Source organism: Oribacterium sinus (assembly GCF_014202695.1).
In the GTDB taxonomy this organism is placed as follows: domain Bacteria; phylum Bacillota; class Clostridia; order Lachnospirales; family Lachnospiraceae; genus Oribacterium; species Oribacterium sinus.
In genome coordinates, this window is sequence record NZ_JACHHH010000009.1 from 83,026 (window position 1) to 96,828 (window position 13,803).

11 protein-coding genes and 1 pseudogene are annotated in these 13,803 nt (G+C 44.3%); 5 read left to right on the forward strand and 7 right to left on the reverse strand.

Annotated elements, in window-relative coordinates; genetic code table 11:
• Positions 1–253: 253 nt before the first annotated feature.
• Positions 254–1,897 (reverse strand): hydroxylamine reductase, encoded by a 1,644-nt coding sequence (gene hcp / locus HNQ46_RS08960; RefSeq protein ID WP_040649579.1) that lies wholly within the window; start codon positions 1,895–1,897, stop codon positions 254–256.
• 329 nt (positions 1,898–2,226) lie between these two features.
• Here hcp and HNQ46_RS08965 point away from each other — a divergent pair, with 329 nt between their 5' ends.
• Both HNQ46_RS08965 and HNQ46_RS12300 read left to right on the forward strand, forming a co-directional pair.
• The gene (locus HNQ46_RS08965) at positions 2,227–3,222 is read left to right on the forward strand and encodes a Crp/Fnr family transcriptional regulator (protein ID WP_243155895.1); all 996 of its coding nucleotides are present in this window, start codon (positions 2,227–2,229) and stop codon (positions 3,220–3,222) included.
• 347 nt (positions 3,223–3,569) lie between these two features.
• Positions 3,570–3,725, forward strand: a pseudogene (locus tag HNQ46_RS12300) (recombinase family protein); the annotation flags it as partial.
• Positions 3,726–3,902: 177 nt separating this feature from the next.
• Here the strand turns inward: HNQ46_RS12300 and HNQ46_RS08975 are convergent.
• From HNQ46_RS08975 to HNQ46_RS09000, 6 genes are all read right to left on the reverse strand, one after another.
• The gene (locus tag HNQ46_RS08975) at positions 3,903–7,604 is read right to left on the reverse strand and encodes an ATP-dependent DNA helicase (protein ID WP_183684391.1); all 3,702 of its coding nucleotides are present in this window, start codon (positions 7,602–7,604) and stop codon (positions 3,903–3,905) included.
• 19 nt (positions 7,605–7,623) lie between these two features.
• Positions 7,624–7,785, reverse strand: a complete 162-nt coding sequence (locus HNQ46_RS08980; RefSeq protein WP_207720016.1) for a PIN domain-containing protein — start codon at positions 7,783–7,785, stop codon at positions 7,624–7,626.
• Entirely contained in the window at positions 7,782–8,081 is a 300-nt protein-coding gene (locus HNQ46_RS08985) for a type II toxin-antitoxin system RelB/DinJ family antitoxin (protein ID WP_183684392.1), read from the reverse strand. Before HNQ46_RS08985 ends, HNQ46_RS08980 begins: the two co-directional genes overlap by 4 nt.
• A gap of 121 nt (positions 8,082–8,202) precedes the next feature.
• The gene (locus HNQ46_RS08990) at positions 8,203–8,772 is read right to left on the reverse strand and encodes a hemerythrin domain-containing protein (RefSeq protein ID WP_183684393.1); all 570 of its coding nucleotides are present in this window, start codon (positions 8,770–8,772) and stop codon (positions 8,203–8,205) included.
• A gap of 160 nt (positions 8,773–8,932) precedes the next feature.
• Positions 8,933–9,538 carry a hypothetical protein gene (locus tag HNQ46_RS08995; protein WP_183684394.1) on the reverse strand — a complete coding sequence of 202 codons (606 nt, stop codon included), beginning with the start codon at positions 9,536–9,538 and terminating at the stop codon, positions 8,933–8,935.
• Positions 9,538–9,747 carry a DUF1858 domain-containing protein gene (locus HNQ46_RS09000; protein ID WP_183684395.1) on the reverse strand — a complete coding sequence of 70 codons (210 nt, stop codon included), beginning with the start codon at positions 9,745–9,747 and terminating at the stop codon, positions 9,538–9,540. Before HNQ46_RS09000 ends, HNQ46_RS08995 begins: the two co-directional genes overlap by 1 nt.
• Positions 9,748–10,031: 284 nt before the next feature.
• Between HNQ46_RS09000 and HNQ46_RS09005 the strand changes: the two genes are divergently transcribed.
• The 3 genes from HNQ46_RS09005 to HNQ46_RS09015 all read left to right on the forward strand — a co-directional run bounded on the left by HNQ46_RS09005 (position 10,032) and on the right by HNQ46_RS09015 (position 13,655).
• Positions 10,032–10,574, forward strand: coding sequence for a glutathione peroxidase (locus HNQ46_RS09005; RefSeq protein ID WP_183684396.1), 543 nt, complete (start codon positions 10,032–10,034; stop codon positions 10,572–10,574).
• A gap of 213 nt (positions 10,575–10,787) precedes the next feature.
• Positions 10,788–12,119, forward strand: coding sequence for a M18 family aminopeptidase (locus HNQ46_RS09010; RefSeq protein ID WP_183684397.1), 1,332 nt, complete (start codon positions 10,788–10,790; stop codon positions 12,117–12,119).
• A 117-nt stretch (positions 12,120–12,236) separates the two neighbouring features.
• Positions 12,237–13,655, forward strand: a complete 1,419-nt coding sequence (locus HNQ46_RS09015) for an APC family permease (protein ID WP_183684398.1) — start codon at positions 12,237–12,239, stop codon at positions 13,653–13,655.
• Positions 13,656–13,803 lie beyond the last annotated feature (148 nt).

A 13,803-nucleotide genomic window follows, 5' to 3' on the forward strand; every position in this document is an offset into this window, starting at 1 on the left:
TTTTCCGGTGCTTCCCAGAAGATAAGATTTTGGGCAAATGATGTTTTGACTGGAACTTGTTCAGCTTCCGAAAATAAAACGATTTCTTATATCGGATTAACCGCCCCATAGGGGCGGCTTTCCTTGATTCTTAATGAGTATCATTTGCAAAGCAAATGTTACTTTGTTTATTCTTAATACCTATCGCGAGTGGTGTATACGCTAGCTTCTATATTCTTAAAGGCTATCGCCGGCAAGGCATACGACATCTCGTTTATGCTGTTTCCGGGAAGAAAATCTTCATGTCATCTTCTACGGTTCCGATTCCGGCAATACCGAAGTTCTCTACAAGAACCTTTGCTACATTGGGAGAAAGGAAGGCGGGAAGAGTTGGTCCAAGGTGAATGTTCTTTACTCCTAAGTAGAGAAGGGCAAGAAGAACGATAACAGCCTTCTGCTCGTACCAAGCAATGTTGTAAGCCAATGGTAACTTGTTTACGTCGTCTAAGCCGAATACTTCCTTAAGCTTCAGAGCGATTAAGGCTAAGGAGTAGGAGTCGTTACACTGTCCGGCATCCAAAACTCTTGGAATTCCACCAATATCGCCAAGATCCAGCTTGTTGTACTTATACTTTGCACATCCTGCGGTTAAGATTACAGCATCCTTTGGAAGTGCCTTGGCAAACTCTGTGTAGTAATCTCTCTTCTTCTGTCTTCCGTCACAACCTGCCATAACCACGAACTTCTTGATAGCGCCGGACTTTACAGCCTCTACTACCTTATCCGCAAGGGCAAATACCTGCTCATGAGCAAATCCGCCTACGATGGTTCCGGTCTCGATTTCTGTTGGAGCGGGGCAGGACTTAGCCTGTTCAATGATGGCAGAGAAGTCCTTGATTTCGCCGTACTTTCCTCCGATGTGCTTGCATCCGGGATAACCTGCAGCACCGGTAGTCCAAAGTCTGTCCTTATAGCTGTCCTTTGGAGGAACGATACAGTTTGTGGTCATGAGGATTGGTCCGTTAAATGGCTCGAACTCTTCCTTCTGCTTCCACCAAGCATTTCCGTAGTTTCCTGCGAAGTGCTTATACTTCTTAAAGAATGGATAGTAGTGGGCAGGAAGCATCTCAGAGTGGGTGTAAACATCTACGCCGGTGCCTTCTGTCTGGTCAAGGAGCATTTCCAGATCCTTAAGGTCATGTCCGGAAACCAGAATTCCGGGATTGTTACGAACACCGATATTTACGGTAGTGATTTCAGGATTTCCGTAAGCGGAAGTATTTGCTCCGTCAAGAAGAGCCATACCCTCTACGCCGGCCTTACCGGTCTCCAAGGTAAGGGCTACCAAATCGTCTACGGAAAGGCTGTCGTCTAAAGTAGCGGCAAGAGCCTTCTGGATGAAAGCATCTACATTGGCATCATCCTTTAAAAGAGCGTTTGCATGCTTGGAATAAGCGGCAAGACCCTTTAATCCGTAAGTGATTAACTCTCTTAAAGAGCGGATATCTTCATTTTCAGTAGCTAAAACACCGATGCTCTGTGCAAAAACAGGATAATCCTTTTCTGCCACTTCTACAGTTGCTGCCTTAGGAAGCTTGGAGCTATCGGAAAGAGTAGCTCTTACAGCATCTCTCATAGCGAAGGTTTCCTTGATATTTTCCACGATAGCATCATTATCAAAGTTTGCATTGGTAATAGTGATGAAAAGGTTCATAGTTACTCTGTGGTTTAATTCCTGAGAAACTTCCTTTCCCTCAGCTCTTAACTGCTGAGCCACAGCGGATAATCCCTTGGTGGCATAAACCAAAAGATCCTGCATAGCAGCTACTTCCGGCTTCTTTCCGCAAACACCGGATACAGTACAGCCGGAACAGTTTGCGGTTTCCTGACACTGATAACAAAACATCTTATTTTCCATTTTTTTCCTCCTGAAGAAAAATTCTAGACTCATTACTTTGCTATCATACCTAGGAAATGAGAAAAAAGTGTTGCAGAGGCAACAAAACGCTGATAAACTCTGTATATATAAAATACAATATTTAAAAATTTAAGTATTTTTTATATAAGCTATAGGGGAAAATGCATAGAGGATGAATGGAAAATCGGAGTCCAATAGAGAAGAATCACGAATAAGGGAACATGAAATGGAATAGGGCTTTGTTTTATTTTCGCTAGTGCAAACTATCTGAAAGAGAGTATTATAGATAAAATTTAAGAAAATAAATGAAAAAACAGGAGAGAAGAAAAATGGGTCAGGAAATAAAGGAAAAAAAGAATAGTACTGAGGAGAGCTGTCAATATGGAGAAGGCTATCATGAGCATTCTTGCGCTTGCTCGGGAGGCACTGAGGAAAGCACTTGCGGATATGGGTTCGACTCCCATGGGCATTCTTGCGGCTGCTCCGAGGAAGATCATGGAGAGGGCTGTACCTGCCCGGATTGCGAGGAAAAAAGAACGCATCAAGGGATAGGAGATAAGGACTTTTCCGTGCTTAGTGGGAAGGAAAGAGAAGCATTGCAAAGGGGAGAAGTCTCCTTTACCTCCGTGCACAGCAGGGAACAGGAAAAGAAGAAACATTTAAAGGGGGATGAACTCCTTCGCTACAGAGATTTGGAAATTTTCAATGGGGTGGAGACGGAGAACCTGAATGCCCTTCTGTACTGCATGAAAAGCTATGTTCGCTCCTATAAGAAAGGGGAGATTGTTCATTTGGAGGAAAAGAATGAGCAACATGTAGGAGTAGTCTTACAAGGCAGTATCCATATGTTGAAGACAGATGTGTGGGGAAATGAAACCCTTCTTACCTATATGAATGAGGGAGAAATCTTTGGAGAGACCTTCGGCAATAATACCGCCGCGGGAGAGTATGTCAGCTTTGTAGCGGCCAGTAAGGCTGAGGTGCTGTTCATTTCCTTCCAAAAGGCTATTCATGTCTGTAAAAACCGTTGTGCCTTCCACTTCCGCCTGATTGAAAATCTGTTTGATTTGATTGGGAAGAAAAATATTCAGTTGATGGAAAAGATTGAGGTGACTTCTCGAAGTAGCCTTAGAGAGAAGATATTGGCCTACCTTTCCTTACAGGCGCAGAAACAAAAATCCAAGTATATTGAGTTGGGACTAAGCCGTACGGATATGGCACAGTTCTTATGTACCAACCGATCTGCCATGACCAGAGAGCTTTCCCAATTGAAGGATGAAGGAATTATCGATTTTGACCGGAATACCTTTATTTTGAAACAGTAGAAGCAAGACAATTTACTGAAGTGCTTTAGAAGCTAATATTTTTATAATCGGATCTATTCGAAAAATAGAGTTATAGAGCTATAGGACAAAGAAAAAAGGCAAAACAAAAGGAACTGTAGAAGGAGAAAAGTCTCTTTCACAGTTCCTTATTTCTGTATCGCCAAGAGCAGTTCACATGCTGTCGATATATAAAAATACCCTATACACTTACGCATTCAGTCTATCACAGATAGGGCAGAATAGGTAGTGAAATTTTTCTAAATACGGATAAGACAATTCTCATATTGGTAGGGGGAGTAATACTTTTAATACCAAAACAGATTACATAAGGAAAGGAGGATAAGAGAATGTTAAGGACTTCAAAGATTACAGCACTCTATGAGGGTTTATCAAGAGATGATGACCTTAATGGTGAGTCAAATTCAATAACCAAGCAAAAGCAATACTTGGAAGATTACGTCCGAAGAAATGGTTTTACGAATATCCGTCATTTTACTGACGAATATAACCTAAGATTGATACAATTTGATACAGAAACGGCGGCAAAACTGCATAAAATAACGGCTCTCGGTGCCAAAAGGCAGTCCGAAAGCCATCATTTTTTTTATGGGGTTTAATGCTCATCTGCCTGGGTGCAACTATGCATCCAAGCAGAGCAAATGCTTAAAAGGTATCTCTGCTTATCGCAGGTATTTATCAATCAGTGCTTTAATTGCAGCAGAGTCGATGCCACCATTGAGAGAATCTTCCGACACGATTAGATTCTCGCCTTCCACGATGTTGTGTTTTTCGTAGAGTGCTTTCTTCTCCTGCCAGTGCTTATTATACGATGCATCGCCCAGCATTCCACAATGTTCCCAATAGAAGCAGGTTCCGCTTTCTGCATCATCAATTGTGAAATCCGGAATGCGGATGCCGTCCTCACCAAGGTCGAGTTCTTTTTCGTACTCGTATTCAATGCCTGCCTCATATAGCATATTGGCAATGATAACCTCCGACTTGGAGCGGACAAGGTCGCCCTTCAGTGTTCTGTGGATAAGAGCCTGCTCATAGTACGCTTTCTTGTATTCCACAATATCCGGTGCTTCAAACAGGCAGGTAAAGCGCTTTGCAACCTCAGAACACGCAACAGAGGAGTAGTCCCTCAAACGGTATGCTCCATCATTGTAGAGAATAATCAGTTTGTCCTTTTGACGGGTAATTGCCGTGTAGAGCAGCTCCTTGGAAAGCAGTCCGCCCGGCTCGCCTAAGACAAGGATTGCCTTGACGAATTCGCTGCCCTGCGCTTTGTGTACAGTAAGAGCGTAGGCGAGTTCCAAATCGGAGGTGCCTTCATCAGATACAACGGAGTGCCAGTTATAATTCATCTCCGGCTGAGAAGAGAACACAATCTGATGTGTGTTGTACTTTACAGTTGAATTCTTCGACTTCTCCCAGATACGCTCGACAATACCAACTTCACCGTTTGCCACATAGCCGTCTATTTTTGTGCGGTTCTTTATATCGTAACCTTTGATTTTCTGGTTTCGGATATTGATAATCTTGTCGCCGTAAACAATGCCGTCTGTGCCGAGCATATGTCTTGTGCCACGAATGGAGCAATGCTGCAATTTTTGTGTTTGCTGTGAACGGTACTTTTCATGCAGATAACGGTTAATGGTAGCAGTGCCGATTGCCGCATCATTTCTATAGGCGGACAGAATCTGCCAGCTTTCGATTTTTTTGATGTATTCATCTGCACCCGCAAAATTCATCCATCCGCTGTTGATATGTCCGCCTATGGACAGGTTAAAGCCTTCAATATCATCAACGCTGTTCATCTCGGTTTCTTCATATACCGTCTCGAAAATACGCTGTTCCAATTCTTCTGGGGTACTCCACGACTTAAAGGATACGTGCTTGTCCAGAGAACCGCTTTGCAGCCGGATGAAAATACTATCATCCAGTTGCTCGGAATCACCCGTGTACCACTTGGATAGTTCTGTATCACCTCGCGGATTTCCGTCATCAGAAAGCTGACGCATGGTGACGGTAAGCTGACCAAACCCGGGTACGACCTTTGGGAACTGATTGATGCCCTGATTCAGCTTGCGAACCAAATCGACAAACGGTCTACCTGCACCAATCGGCGGCAGCTGATTTGGGTCTCCTACGAAGATTATACGCTGTGCTCTTTTACGAAGAGCCTGGAGTAATGCTCCAAACATTTCCTCGGTCAACATAGAGCTTTCATCAATGATAACGGTAAATGGCACATTCTTTGCCTCAACATCAGAGAGGCGGCATTCCATAGTGTATCCATTGAATCGGCTGCTTTCGCTTAAGAATTGTGCGACCGTTTTTGCTGTACTGTCCACGCCTTGCTGTTTCATGGCCTGGCTCATGCGTACACGCGCCTTACCTGTAGGCGCAAGCAGAAGAACTCCGCCGTCTCGAATCTGTGGTGACTTGCAGAGTAAGGCAAGGAGCGTTGTCTTGCCGGTTCCCGCACCACCGATTAAAACCGACAGCCTTGATTCGGCAAGTTCCTTTAGAATGGCTGCCTTTTCTGTTCTGGCGTGTTCCTCGAATGCGGTTTCTACCTGCCCTTTGAACGCTCCGTCTATAATAGCACGCCAGTCTTCCTTGATTTCATGACGTTTGCCATTCAGCCGCTTGTTTACCGAATCTCGGATGATTTCATCAAATTCAAAGATGCGTTTCAGCTGATATGCCTTATCACCATTCTTGCATTTTACCAATTCCACTTCATCAAGAAGAAAGTCGTGGATGCTGTTGATGATGTCTCCCGTAACCCGGCAGGCAGGATAAATTGGGAGAGCGTTTATTTCGCTGATCAGATTTGCCACCGGGTAAACCGTATGGCCCCACAAAGCCTGCAACTCCAGCTGGCTCACAAGATATGCCCGAATACGTCGCTTATCATTTTCAGAGTCCAGAGCGGTTGGGGCTGGTACAGGACTGACGGTATTGATTTCATCCGGTGGAAATACCGCCATATCTACCTTTTTAACCGGGATATAGCATTCAGCCGTGCATCTGCGAGTCTGCTCATATAGGATGTACGGATTTTGGATAATCTCCGCATCCGTACAGCGGATACCAAATTTGACTCTTTTTTCTGTGTTGAAAATGTTGTATGCCTGCTCTTGATTCAAAGACATACGAGCCATTAGCCAAAAGAGAGTGCGGCGTTCTTTTGGCAGTGCTTTATAGGTTTCCGGCTCAGTTCTACCAAGGCTTCTTAGAACAGCAGGCGTGAAATAGTCCTTCGGTGCAGCAAGCGCCGCATTCAGTACGGACTCATATTGCGCCGGTTTCTGGATATGCTTTTTCAGTTCCTTCGCCATGATTTCTCCACAGCGGAAACCTACAGCAGACAGCATGGAGCCAAGTCCAGGGAATGGACCACGGTCACGCCATACCTCTGATAGCCTTGCCTTTGTCCATGCAATGCACTGGCTCCAGTTGCCCGGAATGCACTCCTTAATAATCTCAAGTGCCTTTATGGTTTGCAGGAGGACGCTGATTACAGCATCGTAGGAAAGTCGCTCCGTTGCGTAGGAGAATTCCTCAAAGTAGTCATCCTCTGCAAAAACGGCAATGCTGCGCATATCAAATTCCGGGTGTTTCTCTGCGTATTCCATCATTTCGCGGTACGGTAGAAGAAAACCGTTGCTCCGGTCATCACGAATCGAGTGACCGAGCATTGTTTCCCACAGAATAGAGCGTAATTCTCCTGCGTCGGTATGATTGTGTTCCGGCGGTTCGGTGATTGATGTGATATAACCGATTCCCATGACCACACGCTTGGCATCATCGATAAACGGAACCTGCTTGGCATAAGGAATCACAAGGGATTCCTTTAGCTTCACATCCTCATAAAACACGCGGAAGATTTCACGCTGGTTGGTCGCATCCTGCACCCAGTTGGTTGAAAAGCCCAAATTAGGCTCCCGTTCCTCACGATAATCAATGCCATGTTTTTGAGCCAAATCAAAGATGGTACGCTCACAGTCGTTTTCGTTTTTCTTCAGCATGGTCCACGAGAACGGTCTTGCAGGGAGAGAGTACGGCGGATAAATCAGGTCGGTTTCGAGAAAATGACCGTGAGACCCGCTGTTCCCTTTTTTATATGGATGAATCGTAGTCTTTTTATATGTGTCAGCGGACATGAAACAGCCGCCCTCTGACAGGCATGGAATATCTGCTTCATGACCGAGTATGGGACAACCGCGAAGGGAGTCCTCAAGTTCATCATTACGGCTGTCTGCGATATTGCTCAATCGCAGACAGGCATTGTTATAACATGGCTTATTGCATACCAGACCGGAATACCCGTTGTCTTTCCAGGGCACTCTTACGGATAAATGTTGGGCCATAACTGCGGCCTCCTTTCTGTTATCTCATAACTTTTTCCATCAGACTCTTATAGCTGCCTACCACATCCTCTCTTTCACCACTAATAACTTTGCTGAGTACTTGAACCGTTGCAGCGTCATCCTTTTTTGACAGTAAGGCTGAAACCAGTACATTTGTATCCACCACAACATAGCAAATCATGCCTTCGCCTCCCTCCTGGCGAGTTCGATTTCTTTATTAATATCATCCGTACTCATATCAGAAACACCATTTGCTTTAGCCTCAGCCCGTAAAGCGGCAAATGCTTGCATTGCACCTTCTCTGCTAATGGTAGTTTCGGGAGAAGAGATTTCAAAGGGGATTTTACGTTGTCTTACCACTGCCCTTGCAAATACATTAATAGCGGTAGAGGAATTCATACCGAATTCTTGACATAAACCATCAAATTGTTTTTTTAAGGATTCATCCATACGAACGCTAAAAGTAGCTTGTGCCATATGCCTATACCTCCTTTTAGATAAGATTTTCTTTAGTATAGTTCGTTTAACAATAAAACACAATAAAAAAGAACACAAAAGGTTCTAATTACGATCTCTTGTGTTCTTCATGGTTCTGACTCTATATAGATGTCGGATACTTCTTCTCCAGCTTCTCCAAAATATCCAAGTAGTGCTTCTGCACACCTTTGGCAGTTTGCTCATCCTCAAAGGCCTGACTCTTCTCGTTAATTTCCTTGAAGTCTTCTTCGCTTAAGCCTCTTTCGGCAAAGGGATATACCACACTGTTTTCCTTCTCGATATGGAGTTGTAACAAGTGGGCATAAGCCATAGCATAAGATAGGATATCCAGCTTTAACTCCAAACGGGGATTCTTCTTATACTCGTTCAGAGCAGTTTCTAAAGACAGCACATCCGCTCTTCCTAAGTCATGCTCCACCAGCATACCATTGGTTACCAGCTTGTCCCCAACAGGTCCCAACTTCTTGACCATCACAGGGAAAAGAAATTTCTCTTCCTTACCGTGGTGATGCTTATCCGCATATTCCCGAACAAACTGGATAATTTCCCGGAAATCCTCATCGGGAACTTCCCCTCCCTGCATCAGCTGCAGACAAATGTTACGGATAACGCCTAAAGCTCTATTGATGTTGGCATGGTCTTCTTCCATAAGAATTACACTTTGATTCATAAACTTCCTCTTTTCGTATTTTCTGAAATTTTTGCAATAGCAATAGGAGAAGGGTTTCTTCAAAGTGCTGACCCCTCAATAAAAGATTCCTATAAAAATATAGTATCGCCGGTGCTATGGCATTACGCCAGCCTTTAATCTGAACCGGCAGTATTTCCCTTTATCTGTAAATGCTGTAATGGTTCTCATCAGAAGAATCCATATGGAGCTTGGTATCCTTTAACATACCTTCCATAATTTTTCTCCTCAACTGATAGTAAACCTTAGGATCTCCGGAAACGGCCTCCCAGAAGGGGGCATGAATATCCTCTTCCTGCTGCCAGGAGGTTCTATCCACATCCTGCTCTGTTAAGACATTTACTCTGTCACAGGGCATACCGTTTAAAAGAGAATCGTCAATCTTTCTGTAAGCGTCGCTGGCATCGGAGTCAGCCTCCAAAGCGTGCTTCTGCCCAAACTGAAAGGCGATATCCTCTAAGGAAGAAAGGCGGGAACTGTCCTCTGCCAGAACAGTTGTAACCAAAAGAGCATAGCGAGCTTCCGCATCCTGCACTCTTTCCTGCAACCATCCGTGAATGTTCATTACGTCAATCAATTCATTTAAAGGACGCAACTCCTTATTTACCGTCTTTTCTGCCAAGCTTCCATCGGCAAAAGCCTTCCATTGCTCTTTTTCGCCGTAAGCTACAATATCCTTAATCAGCTCTTCCTGTAGCTGAATCTTATTATATAACCAATAATGAATCGGCCCTAAAAATGCACTCATTACGCCTCTACCTCTCCTAACTTACTGTTCAATGCCAAAACAAGAGCATCCGGGTTTAATCCGTGAACCATGCAAGCATCCTCCAGGGACTCCATCTGGGAGCTGGGGCAACCAAGACAATGCATTCCTGCCTCCAGTAAAGTATCAATTAACATAGGATACTCATTTACAATCTGTCCTACCAACATATCACTAGTAATCTGTGCCATTATTTTATCCTCCTGTAAACTCTGACTTACAATTTTTGAATCTGAGCAAAGTATAGCAAAGAGAAAAAATAAAGTTTGTTGCGATTGCAACATTTGGAGAAAAAGTATAGGCATAGAGGATTTTTAGACTTTCTTGAATTTTTAGATTCTTTTCCTTGACAGGAAAGTTTGCCCTCACTACAATAAAGATTGTAAAAAATTGAATTGCCAAAAATCTTTCAAAAAGCCAAAGACGGAAGGGAATTCAAATAGAACGTTAGTATAGTATTAGGAAGGAGTTTTTTATGGGATTTTATGATTACAAGGTAGCGGACACCAAGGGCGGAGAGAAGGACTTAAAGGATTTCGAAGGAAAGGTTGTATTGGTAGTCAACACTGCAACAGGCTGCGGATTTACTCCTCAGTACAAAGAGCTGGAGGAGATGTACGAGGCATTCCACGACAAGGGACTGGAGATTCTGGATATTCCTTGCAATCAGTTTGCCGGACAGACTCCCGGAACGGATGAGGAAATTCATGAGTTCTGTACTTTAAACTACAATACCCAGTTCCCTCAGATGAAGAAGGTGGATGTAAATGGAGAAACCCAGATTCCTCTTTACCGTTTCTTAAAGGAGCAGCAGGGCTTTAAGGGCTTCGGAGAAGGAAAGATGGCGGATCTTCTTCGGGATATGCTTCCCAAGATTGATCCGGACTATGAGAAGAATCCGGAGATTAAGTGGAACTTTACCAAGTTCCTGGTGGACAGAAAGGGAAATGTACTTGCCCGCTTTGAGCCCACCGCAGATATGGCAGAGGTAAGAAAGGCTGTAGAAGCTGCACTATAATATCTCCTTTGTCAAATTGCTTGGAAGCTATTTCTCAGAACAGATAGTTTTGAATAAATAGAAACAGCATTAAACAAATAGTTTTGCATAAATAGCATAAAAGAAAAGCCCGGACAGTATTTCATTGTCCGGGCTTTTACGGTATAATGCCATTCGGGTGTCACGATGTATTTCAGTGACCACCGGTTCTTGCAAGATTAGAAAGGAGTCTATATGCCGATAGACAAAGAAGAACAAAGCATAAACCGTAAATTAATGGACTTTTTGGACCAAAGTCCCAATGCCTTTTTTGCTGTGGAAAATATGAAGCAGGCTTTGGAAAAGGGCGGTTTTAAAGCTCTCTATGAGGGAGAGGCCTGGAAACTGAAGGCAGGAGAAAAGTACTATGTGACAAGGAATGGATCTGCTTTAATTGCCTTTGTCCTTCCCAAGGGGGACTTCAAAGGCTTCCAGATGATGGCCAGCCACAGTGACTCTCCGGTTTTCAAAATCAAGGCCAATGCGGAAATCGGGATTGACAAGGAGTATCTGAAGCTGAATGTGGAGAAGTATGGCGGAATGATTTGCTCCCCCTGGCTGGACAGACCGCTGTCTTTGGCGGGAAGAGTCATTTGCAAGACAAAGGGCGGAGTAGAGACTAAGCTCTTAAATGTGGACAGAGACTTAATGATTATTCCGAACCTTGCTATTCACATGAATCGTGAAGTCAACGACGGCTATGCCTTCAATGCACAAAAGGATATGCTGCCTTTATTTTCCTCCTTCCAGGAGAAGGGAGCCTTTCTGGAATTTATCGGAAAGGAACTGGGAGTTAAGCCGGAGGATATCCTGGATACGGACCTCTTCCTTTACAACAGGGAAAAGGCCAGCATCTTAGGGGCAAAGGAAGAGTACCTTTGTAGCGGAAGACTGGATGATTTGCAGTGCGGATTTTCCTCCTTACAGGGAATCCTTGCAGCAAAGCCAAAGCATAGCGTGGCGGTTCATTGTGTCTATGACAATGAAGAGGTAGGCAGCGGTACCAAGCAGGGCGCAGCTTCCACCTTCCTAAAGGATGTGTTAATGCGAATTATTCGTGCCTTCGGAAAGACCGAAGACGAGTATTTGCAGGCTTTGCAGAACAGCTTCCTGCTTTCTGCAGACAATGCCCATGCGGTACATCCCAACCAGCCGGATAAGGCGGATCCCACAAACCGTCCTTATATCAATAAGGGAATTGTCATTAAGTACAGTGCCAACCAGAAGTACACCACGGATGGAATTTCCGGCGCCATTTTCAAGCAGTTCTGCGAAAAGGCAAAGGTTCCTTTCCAGATTTTCACCAACAGGTCCGATATGTTGGGAGGCTCTACCCTTGGAAACATTTCCAACAGTCAGGTAGCCCTGAATACGGTGGACATCGGTTTGGCCCAGCTGGCTATGCACTCCCCCTACGAAACTGCAGGGGTGAAGGACACCGGATACATGGTGGAAGTAGCTAAGCTGTTTTTCTCCTCCTCCGTTTTGGGACGGGGTGACGGAAATTACGAAATTCTCTTTTCGTAAAAAGATTTTTCTTTGGAACTGAAAATGGAGAACAGGACCGGAGGAAAAAATCGCTCAACCTGTGTTACGGAAGCTTCGTGACACGATTTCAGCAATTAGAATTGAAGAGGAAAAAGTATGGATCAGAAAAAAATTAGTTGGAAAATGCTGGCGTTTATGGCCTTTTCCACAGTATGGGGATTTGGAAACGTAACCAACGGCTTCGTATGGTTCAACGGAATTCAGGTTATTTTCAGCTGGATTTTCATGTTTGCCCTTTATTTTGTCCCCTATGCGTTAATGGTAGGAGAGCTGGGCTCTGCCTTCAAGCATGCGGGAGGCGGTGTAAGCTCCTGGATTAGAGAAACCTTAGGCACAAAGCTTGCTTACTATGCAGGTTGGACCTATTGGGCTTGTCACATCACCTATATTGCCAGTAAGCCAAGCGGCGGACTGAAGGCATTGTCCTGGGTAATCTTCCGTAGCGCAGAGCTTTATGATAAGCTCCCCACGCTCATGATTCAGTTGATTACCTTTGCTTTGCTCATTATCTTCTGCTATGTAGCCAGCAAGGGCTTAAACCCCTTGAAGAAGATGGCTACCTTGGCGGGCTCCAGTATGTTTATTATGTCCCTGCTCTACATTGTCATGATGTTTGCGGCCCCGGCTATCAATCCTAAGGGAGACTATGTTTCTTTGGATTTCAGCTTAAAGAACCTTATCCCAAATTTCCGTTTGGAGTATTTTACCTCTCTTTCCATCCTGGTATTTGCGGTAGGCGGATGTGAGAAGATTTCTCCTTATGTAAATAAGGTAGAGAACCCCAGTAAGGGCTTCCCCAAGGGAATGATTGCTCTGGCTATCATGGTTGTGGTATGTGCTATGCTGGGAACCATCGCTATGGGTATGATGTTTGACCCTGCATTAATCAATGAGAGCAAGGAAGCGTTTGACTCCTATGCGGCAAACGGATCCTACTGGGCATTCCAGAAGCTTGGCCAGTACTATCATGTAGGTGACACTTTACTGGTAATTTATGCGCTTTGTAACGTAATCGGACAGTTTGCGGTTTTGATTATCAGTATTGATGCTCCTCTTCGTATGCTTTTGGACAATGAAGAGACTCGTCCTTTCTTCCCCAAGAAGCTCTTAAAGCAGAACAAGGAAGGAAGCTATGTAAACGGTATTGTCATGGTAGCTGTACTTTCCGGCTCCATCATCCTGGCACAGTCCTTTGTTCCGGGAGCGGCAGCGGTATTGAAGCAGCTGACTAAGTTAAACTCCGTATGTATGCCTCTTCGTTACCTTTGGGTATTCGTGGCTTACATTGCTTTAAGAAAGGCCGGAGACAAGTTCCCAAGAGAGTATTACTTTGTAAAGAATAATACAGTGGCTCTGGGCTTCGGTGTATGGTGCTTTGCCCTTACCGCAATCTGCTGTTTGATGGGAATGCACTCCGATGATCCTTTCACCATGGCTTTAAATATCATCACCCCGGTGGTGCTTTCTGTTTTAGGAATTATCATGCCGATTTTGGCAAAGAACGAAAAGGCTTAAGCTATGTCTTGGACAGAGCGGAAAAATCGCCATTTCAGAAGCTTTCATTTTCGTAGAAAACAAAATTTCTTCCCTCTTCCCTCTGTACAGAGGGGGAGGGAAGATTTATTATCTTTAAGGAATAGGAAAGAAACGAAGCAGACCTTAC